14 protein-coding genes are annotated in these 20,126 nt (G+C 48.4%); 8 read left to right on the forward strand and 6 right to left on the reverse strand.

Features of this window, described 5'->3' with window-relative positions:
* Positions 1-5 precede the first annotated feature (5 nt).
* The 5 genes from WD312_03615 (at position 6) to WD312_03635 (ending at position 4,511) form a co-directional block, all read left to right on the forward strand.
* A complete protein-coding gene (locus WD312_03615) occupies positions 6-1,982 on the forward strand; it encodes a V-type ATPase 116kDa subunit family protein (GenBank protein ID MEX2564176.1) in 1,977 nt (658 codons plus the stop codon).
* Positions 1,983-2,022: 40 nt separating this feature from the next.
* On the forward strand, positions 2,023-2,493 hold the full coding sequence (locus tag WD312_03620; GenBank protein MEX2564177.1) for a V-type ATP synthase subunit K: 471 nt from the start codon (positions 2,023-2,025) through the stop codon (positions 2,491-2,493).
* A gap of 85 nt (positions 2,494-2,578) precedes the next feature.
* Positions 2,579-3,154 carry a V-type ATP synthase subunit E family protein gene (locus tag WD312_03625; GenBank protein MEX2564178.1) on the forward strand — a complete coding sequence of 192 codons (576 nt, stop codon included), beginning with the start codon at positions 2,579-2,581 and terminating at the stop codon, positions 3,152-3,154.
* A 15-nt stretch (positions 3,155-3,169) separates the two neighbouring features.
* Positions 3,170-4,144: a V-type ATPase subunit gene (locus tag WD312_03630; protein ID MEX2564179.1), complete on the forward strand. Its 975-nt coding sequence runs from the start codon at positions 3,170-3,172 to the stop codon at positions 4,142-4,144.
* 1 nt (position 4,145) lies between these two features.
* A complete protein-coding gene (locus tag WD312_03635; protein ID MEX2564180.1) occupies positions 4,146-4,511 on the forward strand; it encodes a V-type ATP synthase subunit F in 366 nt (121 codons plus the stop codon).
* Positions 4,512-4,604: 93 nt separating this feature from the next.
* On the opposite strand, the gene WD312_03640 is transcribed toward WD312_03635, so the two are convergent.
* Positions 4,605-5,357 (reverse strand): hypothetical protein, encoded by a 753-nt coding sequence (locus tag WD312_03640; GenBank protein MEX2564181.1) that lies wholly within the window; start codon positions 5,355-5,357, stop codon positions 4,605-4,607.
* A 42-nt stretch (positions 5,358-5,399) separates the two neighbouring features.
* On the opposite strand from WD312_03640, the gene hisS reads away from it, so the two are divergent.
* Positions 5,400-6,731 carry a histidine--tRNA ligase gene (hisS, locus tag WD312_03645; GenBank protein MEX2564182.1) on the forward strand — a complete coding sequence of 444 codons (1,332 nt, stop codon included), beginning with the start codon at positions 5,400-5,402 and terminating at the stop codon, positions 6,729-6,731.
* A 66-nt stretch (positions 6,732-6,797) separates the two neighbouring features.
* Positions 6,798-7,373, forward strand: coding sequence for a ribonuclease H-like domain-containing protein (locus WD312_03650; GenBank protein ID MEX2564183.1), 576 nt, complete (start codon positions 6,798-6,800; stop codon positions 7,371-7,373).
* 82 nt (positions 7,374-7,455) lie between these two features.
* Here WD312_03650 and uppP read toward each other — a convergent pair whose 3' ends face one another.
* The gene (gene uppP / locus WD312_03655; GenBank protein MEX2564184.1) at positions 7,456-8,247 is read right to left on the reverse strand and encodes an undecaprenyl-diphosphatase UppP; all 792 of its coding nucleotides are present in this window, start codon (positions 8,245-8,247) and stop codon (positions 7,456-7,458) included.
* Between the two features lie 112 nt (positions 8,248-8,359).
* Between uppP and WD312_03660 the strand changes: the two genes are divergently transcribed.
* Positions 8,360-9,166 carry a thioredoxin domain-containing protein gene (locus tag WD312_03660; GenBank protein MEX2564185.1) on the forward strand — a complete coding sequence of 269 codons (807 nt, stop codon included), beginning with the start codon at positions 8,360-8,362 and terminating at the stop codon, positions 9,164-9,166.
* A gap of 69 nt (positions 9,167-9,235) precedes the next feature.
* Here the strand turns inward: WD312_03660 and WD312_03665 are convergent, their stop codons facing one another.
* From WD312_03665 to rpoC, 4 genes are all read right to left on the reverse strand, one after another.
* Positions 9,236-12,637: an ATP-dependent DNA helicase gene (locus tag WD312_03665; GenBank protein ID MEX2564186.1), complete on the reverse strand. Its 3,402-nt coding sequence runs from the start codon at positions 12,635-12,637 to the stop codon at positions 9,236-9,238.
* A gap of 432 nt (positions 12,638-13,069) precedes the next feature.
* The gene (locus WD312_03670) at positions 13,070-14,458 is read right to left on the reverse strand and encodes a sigma-70 family RNA polymerase sigma factor (GenBank protein ID MEX2564187.1); all 1,389 of its coding nucleotides are present in this window, start codon (positions 14,456-14,458) and stop codon (positions 13,070-13,072) included.
* 49 nt (positions 14,459-14,507) lie between these two features.
* Positions 14,508-16,289, reverse strand: a complete 1,782-nt coding sequence (dnaG, locus tag WD312_03675; GenBank protein MEX2564188.1) for a DNA primase — start codon at positions 16,287-16,289, stop codon at positions 14,508-14,510.
* Between the two features lie 132 nt (positions 16,290-16,421).
* Positions 16,422-20,117 (reverse strand): DNA-directed RNA polymerase subunit beta', encoded by a 3,696-nt coding sequence (rpoC, locus tag WD312_03680; protein ID MEX2564189.1) that lies wholly within the window; start codon positions 20,115-20,117, stop codon positions 16,422-16,424.
* Positions 20,118-20,126: the final 9 nt, after the last annotated feature.

The raw sequence follows: 20,126 nt of genomic DNA on the forward strand, positions 1-20,126 counted from the left end.
CTCTTATGGCCATTCTCCCCATGCAAAAGATCAGACTAGCTCTCTCGCAAAGCGACACATCGCGTGTGCTTGAAGCTATCCAGAAACTCGGCGTGATCGAGTTTCGAAAGAGTAACCTGGAATCTCTGCAAAGCCAACAACAAACTGATTTTGAGTATAGCTACGCAGCGTCGCGTCTTGATTTTGCTGTATCGTTTCTCTCTCAATACGAGAAGCAAAGCATGGTGAGCAAGATCCTTGAAGGAACAGCGGTGCACACGAGTGAAGAAGATATCCTGAAAACAGTTGAGGCATTCGATGCTACTCCCGTTATTACAGAAGCCCAGCACCTTGAAGAGCGTTTAAACAAAATTGAGGCTCGACGTCGTGAGCTAAACGAAGAAGAACTAGCTATTCAACCATGGGTTGGTCTTAGTATCGATCTTTCCCAAGAACTGGTGACCGACCGCACGACCACCACCCTTTTACGTATTGACCCGAATACGATCTCTGAGTTTGAGCAGTCACTTGGTGAGGCAGACCTGGATGTCCACATAGAGAACGTAGCTGAAGAGGCATATCGATTGACCTATCTAACAGAAGACGAGGAGTCGGTCCAGAATATTTTTAACCGGCTTTCCATAGAGATCGTAACTCTACCAAACAAGGAAGGCACGCCGAAAGAAGCGCTACGAGCGATCAGTGAAGAGCGTCAGGAGCTTACCCAGGAACATGAAGCATGCATCGAGCAAGCTCAAAGTCTCACCGAACATCTCCCAAACTTACGCAAGCTGGCTGACTATATGCACTGGAAAGAGCAGTCCACCGCTCTTATTTATGACCACGGCAGATCGTCCTCCTCGGTGCATGTTTTTGAAGGATGGTGCCCAAAACGCGAACTTGACCAGCTTTACCACACAATTGATGAGATCACCCACGCATTCACCCTGGAACATATCGAACCGGCAGAAAACGAGGAGCCACCTGTTGCGATAGAAAACAAGAAACGAATCCGACCGTTCGAAACCGTTACCAATCTGTACGGGGTACCAACATACAAAGATATAGACCCGACACCTTTCTTCTCCGGATTCTTTTTCATTTCATTCGGACTATGCCTTACGGATGTAGGGTACGGTATTTTTCTCTCAATACTTACCGGGCTCATTATGCTGCTCTACCGAGTACCTCGTGGAATGAAACAACTCCTCACCCTCCTCTTCTACGGTGGTATTGCCTCCACCATCGTCGGGTTGTTCTTTGGCGGATATTTTGGTATCAACATGAACCTTATGCCTGAAGTACTTCAGAACCTCCAGTACTTTGACCCGATCGCTTCTCCTCTTCCTTTCTTCTACCTCACGCTGGCTATTGGATTCGCTCAGATCTATCTTGGACTGATCCTCGACGTTGTACGATCCAAACGAAACGGCGAGCTAAACGAAGGAATCATGGACAGCGGGCCGTGGCTACTTCTTCTCGCCGGTGTTGCGCTCTACATTGGTGATATGGTTCAGGTGCTTCCTTCCTCACCGCTCTACCTTTGGACCATTATTACCGGTGTTGTTGCTCTTGTTCTTACCCAGGGTCGCAAAGAATCGAACATCTTTGCTAAAGGATTCAAGGGAGTGCTCTCACTTTACGGCGCCATCGATTACTTTTCGAATGTACTCTCCTATTCCCGTCTTTTGGCGCTCGGACTAGCTACCAGTGCCCTGGCCTTCTCGGTCAACCTGATCGCAACTATGCTGCGGGACATGGTACCGGTAGTAGGCCTGTTAGTGATGGTGCTCGTGCTTCTTGTGGGGCACAGCTTCAACCTGATCATTAACGTTTTAGGTGCATTCATTCATACAGCTCGTTTGCAATTCGTTGAGTTCTTCGGTAAATTTATCCAAGGAACAGGCAACGTATTCCAGCCTTTTGAGCGAATAGAGCGCAACGTTGCTCTCGATGAGGTTATCATCACTGAACAGAAACCGACTTCCGCAGATAGCGGGTAAAGTTTTATTTTATCAATTACCACATAATAACTACAGTAATATGGAATTTGGATTAGTATTTGTATTTGCAGGAGCAGCAGTAGCAGCACTACTTGGATTTATCGGATCAGCAATCGGTATGGGTATCGCCGGAAGAGCCGGATCAGCAGTAACAGCAGAACGACCGGAATTGTTCGGTAAGGTGCTTCTGATGCAGGCGCTACCGGGATCACAGGGTATTTACGGTCTTGTAGGAGCCTTTTTGATCCTCAACTTTGCCGGCCTTCTTGGGGGTGGCGATGCGACCAACCTAACTATTGGAATGGGACTACAGTACCTCATGGTCGCATTACCGATCGGACTTGCCGGTCTTTTCTCAGGCATTCAGCAGGGAGCAGTATCCGGAACGGGTATCTCGATGATCGCCAAGGACGATACGCTTATCGGTCGCGCGATCGTGCTTTCAGCTATGGTTGAAACCTGGGCTATTTTCGGACTGCTCGTTTCATTCATTCTTCTTACCGTAATCTAACAGCTTAGAGCCTATAGCTTGTAGTCGTTTACTCACAAAGCAAGTAAACACCATTTCCTATAAGCTATCAGCTATAACCTACACTATGGCCTTAAACGACATTACTCAAAAAATTCTCGACGACGCGCGCACACACGTGACAGAAATAGAAAAAGAAACGATCGAAGAGGTCGCGGTGATTGAGAATGAAAATAAAAAAAGAAAAGACCAGATCAAACTCGAGCACGACAGTCGTGTGGAGCGCGAGGCAAAGCACCAGCGAAAGCAAGTCATCTCTCACTCAGAACAAGCTAAGAAGCGCGCGGTCGAAACAACGAAACGTCAGCATATTGACAGTGTTTTTGCTGATACTCACCAAAAGATGATCGACCTGGACGGCGAGAAGTACCAAAAAATGATAACCTCTCTCCTCCAAGAACTACCGGAGAACGTGCAGGGAACACTACACGCACCGAGCACCCGAATGGCAGAAACCAAGGAGGCTCTCCAGTCGGCCGGAAAAGGTGACCTAGACATTGCCGAGGATTCGTCGCTCGACGGAGGCTTTCGTATCTCTGGTAAAACAGCAGATTATGACTATAGCTTTGCACGCCTTATAGAGGACGCTCGAGATGCCCACGAGCTTACTATTGCATCAACGCTCTTCGGGGAAACGAACTAGCGCACAAAAGATCCTATGCAATCAAAATACATCTACGCCGGGACCAGAGCAAAGACACTCGAACAAGAACTACTGACCGACACTCAGCGGGAAGTTTTGCTTGGAGCAAAAACAATGGATGAATTTTTTGCCGGTCTGCAGGATACATTTCTTGCTCCGTACCTTGCCCGCGAGTCAGGCGATCTGTCTACAGCACTGGAAGAGGCAGTAACAGACGCCAAGCAACTTCTTGAGCAGATCGCACCGGAGCCGGAGCTCCTGAATGTCCTCTGGCTTAAGTATGATTTCTATAACCTTAAAGCAGCCATCAAAGGCACGATCGCCGGTCTTTCCTACGATGAAATAAAAGAGAACTGTTATAAAACCGGCATATACGATGCTGACCGTCTGCTTCAGGCGTATCAAAGCGATCGTATCGGCGTGCTCGATAGTCGACTCGGACGCGCCAATACTGAAGCACAGACATACAACCGCATTGCAGACATTGATCTTATCCTTAATCTTCACTATCTTATCTCAATACGAGAAGTTGCCTTCAAAACAGGCAATCTTTTTGTCCGCTCTTACATAATTCTGCTTATAGACCTTTTCAACCTTAAGGCTGCTCTTCGAACCAAAGCGTTCCAAAAAACACCGATCCGAGACATGTTCATCAATGGAGGCACCTTCCACAAACATGAATTAGAAGATGCAGAAACCGTGCTCGACCAGTTTCATCGGATCGGAGGACCGGCTATATGGAAAGACGCGATCGAGGAGTACCGCAAGAACGGCAGCTTCACCCAGATCGAGAAGATATCTGAGAACTACATAGCCGCCTGGCTTCGCGATCAAAGCTATGAGATATTTTCAGCTGCACCGCTTTTTGCGTATTTCACTGCAAGGAAGAACAACGTTCAGCAGATCCGCGCTATTCATGTAAGCAAGGCAGCTAACCTTCCTGAACACGACACTCGTGCCACCCTCCGTAATCTTTACTCTAGCCTGTAATATGAGCACTCAATACAAAATAGCTGTTGTTGGCCCTCAAGATCTTGTTTCCGGTTTTCGCGCTCTTGGCGTAGACGTCTTTGACGCAGAAAAAGGAGAAACTGCACTTGAAGCGATCAAGAAGATCAAGCGCATGACCTCCCGAGAGCAGACCGGAACCAATGACGAAGCGCGTTACGCTGCTGTTTTTGTGATCGACTCACTTGTTAACGATATTCCCGAAGACGAATACCTAAAAGCAACTGAAGGGGCGCTTCCTTCGGTAATAACTATTCCCGGCCTCAACGCCGACAAAGAAGCCGGCACTCGAAAACTCCGCCAGCTGACGGAAAAAGCAATAGGTAGCGACATACTCTCAAACGACTAGCCTTGCCAACACGAAGAATAAGTAAAATGCCTCTGAGCTTGCTCAGAGGCATTTTACACGTCTTCCTGCCGGCAGGCAGGCTCGGCTCGTAAATCATACAAACTCTTCAAGTCCATACTTCCCCACTCTCTCTCGTCGGATCCAGAACGCACACGCACCACACTCTTTCTTCTTCCCCATTTCATGCGCCAGCGAGCGCATATACGTCCCACTCGAACAACTCACCACAAACCGCGATATGACAAATACATCTTCATATGACGTAGGGCCTTTGCGTCTAAGTACCTGCTCCCAAGCGAACCCGATCTCTTCTTGGCGGAAATCACCTTCGACAAGCGAGAGACGGTGTTGAACTACTCTCGAAAGCTCGTCTGCGCTCGTCGAGTGATCACCGCAGCGCTCAATACTGTGTATCGTCACCTGCTTACTCGGCACATCGACCTCGCCTATTCGTCCTTCTCTTGCCCACTGCCAAAGCTGTTTTCCTTCAACACTCTTCGAGGAATACGGTGGGTACGACTGGTCGAATATACCAACAAAGTCTTCGGTACTTACTTCCCTCGCCGTGCCCGGACCTCGAGCTGTCGGTAAGCCAAGCAGATCATAGGTATCAGTTTCAATTCCCCAGAGTACATCAAGTGTGTACGTTTTATCGAGTCCGGTAAACTCATCCTTCCGATGAACATCTTCATCGGAAAGCGCGATCATTACCCCTTCGGCCATTGGATCAAGACGACCGGCGTAGGTCAAAGGATGATTTTGTGAGAGACCTTCTTTTGCACGCAAACGCCCAAGCGACTGCAACGGAGTTTCTCCAAGCTTTTTATATATCTGAAAGACAGCCATCGTGCTTCAAAAATAGCACAAACGTGGTAAAATCAAAGGACAATGGCAGACCAGCAACCATCCATGGAACCCTACAAAGGCGTACGCGACTTCTATCCGGAGGACCAGTTCATTCAGCGCTATCTCTACGCGATCATGCGAGAAAGCGCTGAATCATTTGGCTACGAAGAATACGACGCGTCACTATTAGAGCCGGCGGAACTCTACGAGGCAAAAAGCTCTGAAGAAATAGTCAGCGAACAAACCTACACGTTTACTGATCGCGGCGAACGCAAAGTGACACTGCGGCCGGAAATGACCCCGACCGTCGCTCGCATGGTCGCCAAGCAACGCAAATCACTTTCGCTTCCTCTTCGCTGGTTCACTATCGCCAACCTCTTTCGTTATGAGCGACCACAGAAAGGTCGCCTACGTGAACACATTCAACTTAACGCTGATCTCTTTGGTCTTTCAAGCCAGGAAGCCGATATTGAGGTCATCGAGCTTGCTGCAACCACGCTTCTCAACGCCGGCGCGACCTCTGACGACTTTGTTATCTCCATTTCAAGTCGCGGACTGTTGCAAGATCTCTATGAACTTTACGCCGTTGATAACGAGACACGACCTCAACTCACTCGGCTTCTAGATAAGAAAAACAAGATGAAAGAAGACGCCTTTAGAGAAGCTGTGAGTGAGCTGATCGGCGATAGAGCTGATGACTTTCTTACCACCATCAACTCTGCAGACGCCACCATGAAAATGCTTGGCGACGATCACAAGGAACTTCAAGATCTTAAGGTGCTTGTAGAAAAGTTACACCAACGAGGTATTGATAACGTCGAGATCCTGCCAACATTAGTCCGCGGTTTCGATTACTATACCGGCATGGTCTTTGAAGTGAATGATACCGATCCGGAAAATAATCGCTCAATGTTCGGTGGCGGACGATACGACAACTTGCTCGCAACCTTTGGTGCTGAGCCAACTCCGGCTGTTGGCTTCGGTATGGGCGACGTTACACTTTACGAGTTTCTCAAGAGCCGTGACCTCCTTCCTGCTTACCGCTCAAATGCTGACGTAGCACTGTGCCGAATAGACGATACGGACGCAAACGATATTGATGCACTCGCCAACCGTTTACGAAACGAACAAGGTCTGCATGTGCGCGTAGACATAACCGGTAAGAAGATCGGCGATCAGATCAATAGCGCAGATAAAGCAGCAATTCCTTTCGTGATATGTGTGGGTCAAAAAGAACTCGAGAGCGGTCAGTACACCGTAAAGCATCTTTCCACCGGTAGAGAAAGCACCGTACCTGAAGATGAGATACTCGATATCATGGAAGAGTTGGCATCTACCGACGAAGAGACACCGGAATGGTCAAGCGAAATCTAGCTGTATGTAAATACGGTGAGCTTTGATAGAATAGTATTTAATTACTCTAACATTTGAAGAAAATGTATGCGAAAGATAACTTTTGATATCGAAACGAAAAACATGTTTAGCGATGTCGGTTCTAACAATGCCGCCGATCTTGACCTCTCTGTTGTCTGCATTCACGACTCCGAGACGGATGAATACAGCGCTTTTCTAGAAGAAGATCTTCCTAGCCTCTGGCCGATCATTGAAAAAGCCGACATGTTGATCGGTTACAACTCGGATCATTTCGATGTTCCCCTTCTGGACAAATACTACCCGGGAGACCTTTTTTCTATTAAAAGCCTAGATATCTTAAAGGAGATCAAAAATTCATTCGGTCGGCGAATGAAACTCGATCAGGTGGCCGAAGGTACCCTGGGCGTTAAAAAATCAGGACACGGACTTGAGGCTATTGCCTGGTGGAAAAAGGGTGAGATCGAGAAGATCAAGAAATACTGTATTGATGATGTACGTATCACAAAGGATGTATACGATTTTGCAATAGCGAACGGTAAGCTTAAGTTCACCGAAGGTGGCACAGTAAACGAATTTCCACTCGACACGACTCACTGGGAGGTTATCGAAGACAGTGCAATGACTCACACCCTACCCTTCTAACGCATAAAGATCGCTCTGATAACCAAAAAATGTCCAAAGCCAGGCTTTGGACATTTTTTCATTGTGTTACGGCTGTTCTAAATTAGATAAGAAACGCGAACAACACCACAGCAACGAACACACGATATATCACGAAAATAGTAAGTCGGTTGGTCCGCAGGTATCGAACCAAAAAATGCATCGCGGTAAGACCAACCGCAAAAGCGACCGCTGCGCCGAGGAGCGCGGGTGCCTGAAAGACATCAGCCGGTGACGACGCATGGTACAGCGCGCGAGCTCCTGCACCGGCGATGATCGGCAAACCCAAAAGAAAACTGAATCGTACGGCTTCTTCACGACTCAATCCAAGTAAAAGACCTCCGGCGATCGTTGATCCTGACCGAGACATGCCGGGAATAAGCGCAAGAACCTGAAACACACCGATACCAAAACCTCGATTACCTGAAATGATCTTAGTATAACGAGCGGATGCTTCAGCGACCGCAAACAAAAGACTGCCGAGAAGTAACGAGAATACAACAACCATCGGTGCACGCAGTACATGCTCGATAATATCCTCAAAGAGGAAGCCGACCAATACCGCCGGAATCGTACCGAGAATGATCGCGAGCAGTAACCGCTCTTGCGTTTTGTCAATCGGTTTGGCTGCGGCATACGCAATAGCCGTCTTTACAAGCTGAAACACGTCACGCCTAAAATACACAACAATAGCGGCCAATGTTGCCAAATGAAGAAGCACATCAAACGCCAGTGCTCCTTCCACGCCAAAACCCAATACGCTGCGGGCAGCAATGAGATGACCAGAGGAAGATATCGGTAAAAACTCGGTCAAGCCTTGGACAATTCCCAACAAGATAGCTTCGGTATACGACATACAATAATGGCCTTACAATGGCTGTTCATAACCTTGTAAATACGCTTATCACAATACCACAATCTCCGTTGCCGTGGTAGAATATCAGCTATATTCAGGTAATTTATTATATATGCAAAAATTAGGTATTCCGATAGCGATAGTCATAGCCGGAGTCATCATTGCCGGCGCAATTGTATGGGGTGGCGACCTTAGCCTCTCAGGCGAACGATCGGCAAACAGTACTACCGGACAGAATTTAAACTACGACCCTGCTGAGATGCAGACAGTGATCGACGAAGTAGGTGTTGAAGGCAAGATCCTTGGCGACCCAAACGCACCGATCATCATTACTGAGTATTCAGACACTGAGTGTCCTTTCTGTCAGCGCTTCCACAACACCATGATGGAGGTTATCAACAAATACGGAGCGAGCGGCGAAGTTGCTTGGGAATACAAGCATTTCCCTATTCCACAACTCCACCGAAAAGCGGCGGCTGAATCACACGCCCTCGAATGCATCTATGAGCTAGGCGGAGACGAGGCCTTCTGGATCGCTATCGATACGATCTACACGATCACACCAAGTAACGACGGACTCAACCACGCTCTCCTCCCAGAGATCGCCGAAATAGCAGGAGTCGATGCAGGAGAGTTCAACGAATGTCAGGAAAGTGGTGACCATCAGCAACTCGTCGAAGCAGAGGCGCGAGAAGCACAAGAGAATGGCGGCAGAGGAACACCTTACTCGGTCATTCATCTTAACTCAGCCCTAAGTGCAGAAGGACGAGCGGCAGTAGAAGAGGTCGACGCCCAGGCCTCGCAGGACAGAGAACTATTTAAGATTGTTGAAGACGGTACCCAGATCCAAATGAGTGGGGCAATGCCGTTTAACCTGATCGACCAACTAGTAACAGCTATTCTTGAGAGCAACGCCTAGTATCTCTTTCTACTCCAAAGAGTTACCGCAACGTTAAAAAACTCCGTACAACCTGTACGGAGTTTTCTTTTAAATTTTCTCCTCTATAAGATCTTGTTCAAACTGCTCCACCCCCTTTACATCAGGACTGTACTCACTCACGTCAGGAAAATCGAGGTTCACAATGTGCCGATACACCGCTTCGATGAGGGAACGCGTACGGGCTGCATCTTCGTCTGTTATACCGAGAACAAGGTCTATACATATGCCATTCGTAGGCTCTACAAACTCCAGTACACCCTTTTCAACACAATATTGACCATAATCACGCGACTCCTCCACCAACAGCTTATACACGACAAGCTGCTGCTTATAGCTATGCAGTTGGATCTTCTCGATCGGGTTCGATCCGTTCCACTTGGACTTTGCTTTTCCGGTCTTGTAATCGTGTACAACTGCAGTTGTTTTATCCAAAGGCGCCAACTTGTCTATCTTTCCGGCCAGCTGTGCGTCGCCAATGATAACACCCTGGTCTTTAAAGTTCACCTCAACTTTGTGTGCCGGGTCGAATGTATCCTTCTTTTGTTCAAGATATATCGCTAATGCTTTCTCTCCTCGCGCGCAATTCACCTCAAAGTCACGAGCCGACAGTCGCTCTTTTCTCAGTGACTCGCTAAACCAATGTACAACCTGCTCTAGCGACGGAAGTTCATTGTGCTTGCGCAAATGTATATACAATAATTCCAGTGCCTTATGCACAGCGGTACCGAACGCGGCTGACGCTGTTTTCGCTTGCGGGAAACGAAGCAGGTTTTGCTCCAAAAACTGCTGAGGACCACCTCGAGCAACATTCACAAAGTTATTCAAATGCGTCACACTCATCTTATACTCCTCTACCAGCGAACCGAGCAAGGCCTCCTCGTCATGAATAAACGGTCCGGCATGCACACTCATGACTGACGCAGTGAGCACATCAGTGGTCGCCGGCATGTCTGCCGCGTCTACCGATCCTTCACGCTCAAGTAAAAGCTTTTTAACCGATTCAGCATACGTATCCGTGTCAGCGACGGGCGCAAGAAACTGTACTGCCATCCGCTCCTTACCACTCTCATCTGCCTGATATAACGTTATATACAACTGACGCTTGGCACGAGTAAGCGCCACATAAAAAAGACGCAACTGGTCATCGAGCGTGTCGCCTGCGGTTGTGATCGGCATATTGATCGGAAACGCGAGATTACTTCCACGCGGTTTTGGTGTCCAAACCTCATCAACACAACTCAACACAAAAACCGTGTCGAACTCAAGACCTTTTGCTTTGTGCGCGGTCAAAAGCTGTACTGCCTCGTGCGCTGATACGAACGGACTCGCGTCTACAACCGGTATACTGTTTTGCTCGTGAAGGTCTACAAACGCGATAAGATCCTCGACCCCCAATACCTCGCCTTGTTTGTATTCACGAACAGCATCAAGAAATACCCGCAAACTGGAGAGAAACGTAAGGTACTGATCTTTATTTTGTTCAAACTCCAGCTCGCTGAAATAGTATTCACGGAGAGGACTTTGCATCGGTAACGGATCAGACTCATCGGCACCACTTCCTACATTCAACAGCGGTTCCCCTTCATCTTCATTTTCTTGCTTAAGCGGCATGTGTGATCCGATCAAATGATCTAGCGTAAGCTCAAGTGGTTGTGAGAGCGATCGTATAGCGACATCAATAAAAAACGCCGCAATATCGCGTACCTGTTTATCTGCGTGTTCTTCCATTACCTCAAGCCACAGTTTATTCTCACGTGCCGCGGTAACCGATATACGCCAGACAATGCTTCGCTCAAGGCCCCAAAAAGGATACGCTAAGATCTCCGGCAGAAGCTCGTCCGCCTCTCTGCGCTGTTTACGCGCCAATGACCCGATGAACCGCGTCATCTGAATAAGCTGACGGACGTGCGCCTCCTGAAGCACGTTCTGCTGACGCTCATAGCGAAGGGGCACATTCTCTTTATACAGATACCCCAACAACTCCTTAAGATGCTTATGCTGTCGGGCGATCACGGCTATTTCACTCGGATTCGTTCCGTTAGCTATTTGACGCGCTATCTCCTTGGCGACAAAACTGTACTCATGTGCGCGAGACGGAAACGCCGCATAGCGTATATCACCTTCAGTTAGCTCGGTATTTGATGCTATCAGCTCCTTGGAAATATTCGGCAGTCGAGTCTCGAGCCGTTCCTCCCCCTTAGCGATAACAAATCGAGCGACATCAAGAATATCCTGACTCGAGCGGTAGTTCTCGGTCATAGTAACAATGGTCGGATCACGATACGTTTCCTTAAAATTCAAGATGTTCGATATCTCTGCTCCCTGAAATTTGTAAATGGCCTGATCATCATCACCAACCACCATAAGATTCGGTCTCCCTTCATTAACCGGGCTGTCAGTAATAGCCCGCAGGAGACGCATCTGAGCATCGTTGGTATCCTGAAACTCATCTACTAAAATATAACGATACTGTTCCTGAAGCTCACTCTTGAGAACCGGATTGTTCTCGACCGCCTGAATAGTGTCGAGGATCATATCGTCAAAGTCTATATAACCTCGTCGATACATTTCACTGCTGTATGCTTCATACAGATCAGCGAGAGCATACATCCGATCAATTGATAGTGTGTCTTTAAATACTCGAGAGCCCTCTTCCCCTTTAGGTGCCCACTTTTGTTTCCACTTTGATACCGGCGAAGTGCTTTCTTGTTCAGCTGCCTGATTCATCGCATGCTCTAGCGAATCCGCAACCACTTCCTCCAGAGGATAAAAAAGAGAGACTGACAAATTACGTTTTAGAGCTTTTTTTCTCAGGTCCGCAATGGCCCGCTCAATCTCCCCCACCTTCTCTTTCGTTAACCGCTCGCTAAAAAGTTTGTCCATCCAAGTGTTTACCGTCTTAAGCGAATCAGCATCGGCATTTAAGACAGCCCTGAATTCATCCGGGGTCAGTCCGGCCTTCTTAAGCTGACCAATAGCCTCTTTGATCGAGCGAAGATAGGTATATCCCTGTTCAGGGTGCTGACTTTTAAGCGGGTTGTCGTGCTCAACCGCATCAAGTATGCCGGTGATCACCTCTATCTGGACCAACTCGTCAGCCGGAGACAACAAAGCGTTATTATAAAAATACTCGGGATGTCGACCAATGATGTCGACTCCAAAGTTATGAAAAGTGTGAATTGCTACCCGATACGCGTCCCGACCAATGAGACCGTCCAGGCGCTCGCGCATATTGGCGGCTGCTGACTCCGTGAATGTAAGACAGAGAATATTACTCGGGAATGCATCCGTCTGATTCAGAATATTTCCTACCCGCATCGAGAGTATCTGGGTCTTACCGGACCCAGGTCCGGCGATCACCATCACCGGCCCTTCTATCGCGTCTACCGCTTCTTTCTGTTTCGTATTAAGTTTTGCGTACGCTTGGTCAAACGTTTCAGTTGATGCCATAACGGCATTCTATCACAGTGCTCCTACCCTAAGCACCTACACTTTTCAGCCCCTATATTTACAAAATACCCCACAATAGTAGAGTATACTTAATTAGCTCCTTACCATCCGGCAAACTTATCTCAGAGAGGAGATCATCCATGCAGTCACAACAAATATTTAACTTTGCTGTTGGATTCTTCTTATTTATTATTTTTGCAGGACTTTTTGCTGTTATTACACAAGTTGGACCAGATCCGCTGAGAATACGCTGGCGCCTGGTCACTCCTATTATTTTCATTTCAGCGACTCTCTTTGGAGTATTAACTGCAATAAACCTCTGACTTGTGCAAAATGATAAACGGTTGCCTCACCAAATAAAACCAGACTAAAATTGCCAACCCCTGGGGTTGGCAATTTTCAATTGGTTTCGGCTTGATCGGTCATTGTTCTTTAGTAATTCCTCAATCGCTCTACGTTATCGTGCTGACGGATCTTTTCGTGAGCTTTCGCTTCAATCTGACGAATACGCTCTCTCGTCACACTAAATTCTCGACCCACTTCCTCAAGTGTGTGCGTAATACCATCCTTCAAACCGTGACGCATCTCAAGGATCCGGCGCTCCTTTTCCGGCAGATCGGCCAGTATCTCCTTCACCTGGTCGCGAATGATTCGACGAGACGACTCCTGGTCAGGCGAAAGCACCGAATCATCTGACAGGAAGTCGCCGAGGGTTGATTTACCATCCTCGTCATCTTCTTTGGTCGGACTATCAAGAGAAGCAGTGTTCTGATCGATCTTCTCGATCTGATAAATCTTTTCGATATCCAGATTCATTTCAGTAGCTATCTCCTCCGGAAGTGGCTCTCGACCAAGATCCTGAGATATTCGTCGGACGACCTGCTTGTACTTTGCAATGGTCTCAACCATGTGAACCGGCACGCGAATGGTTCGAGACTGGTCAGCGAGTGCACGAGTGATCGCCTGGCGAATCCACCACGTCGCGTACGTTGAGAATTTATACCCCTTTGTCCAGTCAAATTTATCAACTGCCTTAAAGAGTCCGAGGTTCCCTTCTTGGATTAGGTCAAGCAATGTAAGATCCGGGCTGCGGCCGACATACTTCTTTGCAATAGAAACCACAAGTCGAAGGTTAGCGCGGGCAAGGAGTGTTCGCGCCTCCTCGTCGCCGGACTCAATACGTCGCGCAAGCTCTTTTTCCTGAGCAGCGGTAATAAGCGGGTATTTTCCGATCTCACGCAGATACATTTGAATAGAATCGTACGAAGAGGATTCATTGCTTACCGGCCCCTGCTTAGCTGATATCTCCTCCGCGGTCTCGAGAAGACTTCCTGACTCAAGAACATCCACGCCTGCTGTTGATAGCTTTGCGTACATATCTTCAAGAAGCTCAATGTCCTCCTCTACATCAGGAAACGATTTAAGGATCTCGTCATAGGTAATGAATCCTCGGCGCTTTCCTTTAGCAATAAGTTCATTCTCCAATTTTTCAAGTTCCTGAGCTATGGTTTTCTTAGAACGACGCTTAACCGGCGCCTTCTTAGTTGCTTTTTTCGAAGACTTCTTCGCTGCGGTCTTTTTCGAAGTTTTCTTTGTGGTTTTCTTCGCTGTCTTTTTTGTGACGGTCTTTTTCTTTGCGGATGCTTTTGAGGTCGCTTTCTTGGCTGCTGCTCTTGTTACAACCTGATCACCCCCTTTCTTGGCACCTTTTTTACCACGACTTTTTTGAGAAGCGGTCTTTTTCTGCGTCTTTTTTGTTCCCGAGCTGGATACTCGCTTGCTCTGACGCGTATTCGATTGTGTTTTCTTTGCCTGTGGCATATGGTAATTCGTTACTTTGAATCCGTTCAGCTGTATGTAAATATCAACGTTATGTTTTTTCGCTATCCGGCTGTCTCATTCTGTCTATTTGCGCTTGCAGCTCTTGATACGCTTTCATCTTTTGGGCGACCCGCTCATCATCACGATCACGACCGGCCTCTTGCAATTCATGACGTATCCGATCCCGTCTCTGAATAAGAAGCTCAATATCTAATTCCTGGAACAGCTCTTCAACCGTTCTGTCTGTGACATTACTCTCACCGTACTGCTGCTCAATTCGGAAGACCGCATCAGGGTGATCGGCAACGTTATCAAGAAAGGTTTGCGCGTCATCACCGAGCCGCTCTTCGAGCTTTGCTCGCGCGCTAGCCACATCGATAAGCGACTCCTCCTTAGCCCCCTGCCAAAGAATTAGTCCGGCAAGATCTTGAGCAACGATTCCCAGTCTATTTCGGGTTGTTGCCCGCGACTCTTGCGGTGCGGCATCTGACCCAACTCCGGCAGCCGCACCGGCCTGCTCTTGCTCAGCACGAGTATCCCGCTGGCTTTCGGTGATCGGCCGGGTCTTTTTTAGATCGCTCCAGAGCGCGTCTTCACGAATGCCGACCTTTTTTGCTACCTCCTCAATGAAGAATGACTGTTCGCTTGATTGAGGCAGTGCGGCAATGTATGGCAGAACCTCTGTGGAAACTCGACGCGAGAGTGATCGCTTATCAGAACCAACTTCCGCAATAATGTGGTTGAGAAGATAGGTCACAACCGGCTGAGCATTGCTGAGGATCATTTTCCACTCACCCGGATCCCGCTTGAGCACATCGGCCGGGTCATCACCTTCAGGAGTTACCGCCACCTTAACGTCCATCCCCAACGCCAAAGCAATACCGGCACTCTTTTGTACCGCACCTACCCCGGCACTGTCCGCATCAAAGGCAAGCATGATCTTGCGGGACAGACGATTAAGTCGTTTCAGATGATCCTGAGTAATAGCCGTACCTGATGTAGCAACTGTGTTCTGGAACCCTGACTGATGACTCAGCACCAGGTCCATCTGCCCCTCAACCAATGTCGTGAAGTCCATCTGCCGAATCGCTTGTTTAGCCCGATCCAGACCGTACAAAACATTTGACTTGTGAAAGATCGGTGTGTCGGGACTGTTAAGATACTTTGGAGCATCATCGGTCTCTTGAAAGATTCTACCCGAGAATGCGATAGCCCGGCCGGCCGGATCGTTGATCGGAAACATGATCCGATCACGAAAGGTGTCGTAGAGTCTTGTGGTGCCGCTTGAGGTCTTGTTACTTCGCTTCACTAACCCGGCAGTGATCATGTCCTCATCAGAATATCCCTTAGCTGAGAGATGCTCATAGAGACTTCGCCACTCACCGGGCGCATAACCGAGCCGCCAGACTGAAACACTTGCATCACTTACCCCACGCCCTTTCAGGTATGAGCGAACCGCATTCGCACCGTTGAGCTGATTACAGTAATACAGACACGCCACTTCGAGCAGCTCATACAATGTATCCTTTGCCTCATGCTCTTTTTTCGTTACCGGCTCAAACGTGATGCCTGCGCGCTCAGCCAGGATCTTCATCGCTCCGTAGAAATCAACACCCTCGATCCTCTCTACAAAGTTGATCATGTCTCCACCCGCTCCGCAACCAAAACAGTAATACATCTGACGCTCAGAGCTAACCGAAAAGGATGGTGTCCGCTCATTATGAAACGGACATCGCGCCTTCCAGTTCACACCGGCGCTGGTAAGAGTTACATAACTCTCCACAACATCCACAATGTCAAGTTTTGATTTTATCTCGTCAACAGAACTCATGATCGAGTGATGGGGCCTTAAAGCGTCTCTCGCTCTTGCAAAGCTCACTCCCCCGCAAGTACACGACAGCGCCCGGAACACATTCATCCGTCCTCTGCAATTCTCAGCCTTAGCCGACAATCTGGCAATGTACTACTTTGAAGCCTCAACCGCTCCCCCGCTCTGTATCTCGTCTTTCATGTTTCGCTTAACTTCTTCGATCACCTCATATTTCGGACTTCCTACAAATCCGGTACCGGCCGGAATAAGGTTACCGATAATGACGTTCTCTTTCAGCCCGATAAGCGGATCCTTGCTACCTCGAACTGCCGCATCGATCAGGACACGTGTTGTGTGCTGGAACGATGCTGACGATAGGAAACTTCGTCGTGAAAGCGAGACCTCAGTAATACCCATGATCACATCTTCACCTTTAGCTTCCTCGCCACCTTCTTCAGCTACGCGCGCGTTCTCTTCTTCGAACTGTGACAGCTCAACCACATCGCCTTGTGTGAGTGTGGTGTCCCCGGTCTTCGTGATACGTCGACGGGAAAACATCTGGCGAGCGATCGTCTCAATGTGCTTGTGACTCACACTCTCACCCTGAAGCTCATACGGCTTCACAATCTCGTGGATAATGTACTCTTGCGCTCGTTCTGTACCGGCGTATTTGAAGAGTTCATCGATATCAACCGATCCGTCAGTGAGAATGTCACCCTTTTTCACCTCCTGACCCTCACTCACCGTGATCGTACGGTTAAAGTACACGGAGTAGGTTACTTCCTTCTTTGCTTTTCCTGAACCTTTTTCCTCAAGGTCCTGAATGATCGTGATCGATTTATCGTTATCATCTTTTGTATCAACGCTTGAAACAACACCACTTACCCGACTCACTACAGCAGAGTGCTTCGGCTTTCGCTTCTCGAATACCTCCTCAACACGAGGAAGACCTGAGGTAATATCACCGCCGACAGACGCTGCACCACCGGAGTGGAACGTACGCATGGTCAGCTGCGTACCCGGCTCACCGATCGCCTGCGCCGCGATCGTTCCGACTGCTTCACCGATATCGATCGGTTTGTTTGTGCCGAGGTCAGCACCATAACAGGTTCGACAAACTCCGTATCGGGTCTTACACGACATTGGAGAACGCACGTAAACTGACTCAATACCTTTCTCTTCTATCAGCTCAGAATCCTGTTTCGAAAGATAATGGTTGCGCTTAAAGAGCACGGTACCTTCAGCATCTGTTACGTCTTTTGCCAGGTAACGACCTCGCACGTTTTCCGCAATAGGGATCTCAATACCGGAAGCCGTCTTCTTCTGAATCCACAAACCGTTCTTAGTATTACAATCATCCTCGCTGACAATAATATCCTGTGCTACATCGAACAGGCGTCGGGTAAGATATCCAGCCTGAGCGGTCTTGAGCGCTGTGTCAGACAGACCCTTACGTGATCCGTGAGTAGTTATAAAGTACTCGATCGGTGAAAGCCCCTCTTTCATAGAAGCAAGGATCGGGAATTCAATAGTTGATCCACTGGTTGACTGGATCAAACCTTTCATTCCGGCCATCTGCGTGATCTGTGAGAACGAACCTCGAGCACCGGAGTAGATCATGTCATATACTGGTCCTGTTTTTGAAAGCGTGGCCGGGAGAAGTTCCTCTACCTCACTTTTCGCGGCGTGCCAGATCTCGAGGCTTTTACGCTTGCGCTCATCTTCAGAAAGAAGACCATCTTCGTACTGCTCGTGTATCTCGCCTTCCTCCACTTTGGCACGAGCAATAACAGCGTGCTTCTCTTCCGGTATTTTAATATCGTCAAGTCCCCACGTAATACCTGAGTGAGTCGCGTAAGAGAAACCGAACGTCTTGATCTCGTCAAGGATCGGCGGCAGGCCGTCGAGTCCATATCGCTCGATCAACGCGTCGATCAGGCGACCCATCGTCTTTCGCTCCACATCTTCATTTATGTATGGGAAATCGTCCGGAAGAACATTGTTGAATTTCAGTCGACCAACAGTGGTCTCGAAGGGCTTATGCTCAAAGTCAGCAAATTTCTCGGCCTCGTTTGGAAGCACATGTATCTTCGCTCGAAATCCAACCTGACCGAAGTCGTAGGCGGTCACCGCGTGTGACGGTGATGGGAAGTATTTTCCTTCACCTTTATCACCTTCAACTATTTTGGTCATCCAGTACGTACCCAGGACAATATCGAGCATCTTCGCCGAAACAACCGGATCTCCACTTCCCGGCTTCAGAATGTTTTTGTTCGCCGCCATAAAGTGACGCGCTTCAGCTTGTGCTTCAGTCGAAAGCGGAACGTGGACCGCCATCTGGTCACCGTCGAAGTCCGCGTTAAATGCGGTACAGATAAGCGGGTGGATCTGAATAGCGTTACCTTCGATCAAAGTCGGACGAAACGCCTGGATACCCAGTCGGTGAAGGGTTGGTGCGCGGTTCAAAAGCACGTGCTTATTGGCAATTACTTCTTCGAGGATCGCCCATACTTCATCAGCTCCGTCCTCGATCAGCTTGCTAGCGCTTCGAATATTGTACGCGAGCTCGCGTGAGAGAAGCTTGGAAATAACAAATGGCTTGAAGAGCTCAAGTGCCATATGCTTTGGCAGACCACACTCATCTATCTCGAGGTGTGGACCAACAACGATCACACTACGGCCAGAGTAGTCAACACGCTTACCAAGAAGGTTCTGACGGAAGAGACCACGCTTCCCTTTCAAGCTGTCAGCAAGTGACTTCAATGGTCGATTCTGCGCCTGATTCACTGCAGACGGCATCGTGTTACCGTGTCTGATCGAATTATCAATAAGTGAGTCAGCAGCTTCCTGGAGAATTCGCTTCTCGTTTCGGAGAATAACGTCAGGGGCCATGATATCCTTCAGACGCTTCAGACGATTATTACGGTTGATAACTCGACGGTAGAGATCGTTTACATCCGATGTGGCGTAACGTCCACCATCAAGTGGAACCATGGGGCGAAGTGCTGGCGGAATAACCGGAATACGAGTTAAGAACATCCATTCTGGCCGGATACCTGAGCTACGCATTGCTCGTACTGCAGAGAGACGACGATTGATCTTGCCTTTCTCTATTGAGCCTGCTTTCTCTAGGCGTGTCTCGAGAGCCTTTTCAAGCTCATCAAGATCCATCCCCTTGAGCATGTTGTATATTGCCTCGGCACCGATCTCAGCCTCAAAAAGCGTACCGTACTTCACTGAGTAGTTGTGGTACGCCACCTCATCAAGAACGGTGTTTTCCTTGATCAGCTCAAGCTCCTGCTTTGCCTTTACAAAGCGCTCTTTGATATCTTCTTTTGCGTCCTTGTCATCTGCACCTTTTACTTTTGATTTATATTCAGTATCAAGCTGCTTCAAAAGACGCAGTCGTTCTTCCTCCTCAACCTTTGTTACCAAGTAACCGGCAAAGTAAATAACCTTCTCAAGGTCGGAAGTGGTGAGACCGGTGATGAGACTGATTCGAGACGGCATACTTCGAAGAAACCAGATGTGAGAAACCGGAGTCGCAAGCTCGATGTGACCCATGCGTTCTCGACGCACGATAGACCGAGTGATCTCGACACCACATTTTTCGCAAATAATGCCCTTATAACGAACACCGCGATACTTACCGCAGTAACATTCATAGTCGCGGTCAGGGCCGAAGATCTTCTCGTCGAAAAGACCGTTCTTCTCACTACGCTGAGTACGGTAGTTGATCGTTTCCGGTTTGGTGATCTCACCCCACGACCAGGAAAGGATAGCTTCCGGCGATGCCATGCGAAGCGAAACAGAATCGAAATCGTTGATGAATTTGTGTGATTGTGACATAGGATTCAG

Source organism: Candidatus Paceibacterota bacterium (assembly GCA_040905715.1).
Lineage (GTDB): Bacteria > Patescibacteriota > Minisyncoccia > Phycocordibacterales > CSBR16-193 > JBBDHZ01.

Bases quoted from the DNA above. Each gene is read 5' to 3' on its own strand.
- WD312_03615 (MEX2564176.1), top strand. From the start codon at position 6: ATGGCCATTCTCCCCATGCAAAAGATCAGACTAGCTCTCTCGCAAAGC.
- WD312_03620 (MEX2564177.1), top strand. From the start codon at position 2,023: ATGGAATTTGGATTAGTATTTGTATTTGCAGGAGCAGCAGTAGCAGCA.
- WD312_03625 (MEX2564178.1), top strand. From the start codon at position 2,579: ATGGCCTTAAACGACATTACTCAAAAAATTCTCGACGACGCGCGCACA.
- WD312_03630 (MEX2564179.1), top strand. From the start codon at position 3,170: ATGCAATCAAAATACATCTACGCCGGGACCAGAGCAAAGACACTCGAA.
- WD312_03635 (MEX2564180.1), top strand. From the start codon at position 4,146: ATGAGCACTCAATACAAAATAGCTGTTGTTGGCCCTCAAGATCTTGTT.
- WD312_03640 (MEX2564181.1), bottom strand. From the start codon at position 5,357: ATGGCTGTCTTTCAGATATATAAAAAGCTTGGAGAAACTCCGTTGCAG.
- hisS (MEX2564182.1), top strand. From the start codon at position 5,400: ATGGCAGACCAGCAACCATCCATGGAACCCTACAAAGGCGTACGCGAC.
- WD312_03650 (MEX2564183.1), top strand. From the start codon at position 6,798: ATGCGAAAGATAACTTTTGATATCGAAACGAAAAACATGTTTAGCGAT.
- uppP (MEX2564184.1), bottom strand. From the start codon at position 8,247: ATGTCGTATACCGAAGCTATCTTGTTGGGAATTGTCCAAGGCTTGACC.
- WD312_03660 (MEX2564185.1), top strand. From the start codon at position 8,360: ATGCAAAAATTAGGTATTCCGATAGCGATAGTCATAGCCGGAGTCATC.
- WD312_03665 (MEX2564186.1), bottom strand. From the start codon at position 12,637: ATGGCATCAACTGAAACGTTTGACCAAGCGTACGCAAAACTTAATACG.
- WD312_03670 (MEX2564187.1), bottom strand. From the start codon at position 14,458: ATGCCACAGGCAAAGAAAACACAATCGAATACGCGTCAGAGCAAGCGA.
- dnaG (MEX2564188.1), bottom strand. From the start codon at position 16,289: ATGAGTTCTGTTGACGAGATAAAATCAAAACTTGACATTGTGGATGTT.
- rpoC (MEX2564189.1), bottom strand. From the start codon at position 20,117: ATGTCACAATCACACAAATTCATCAACGATTTCGATTCTGTTTCGCTT.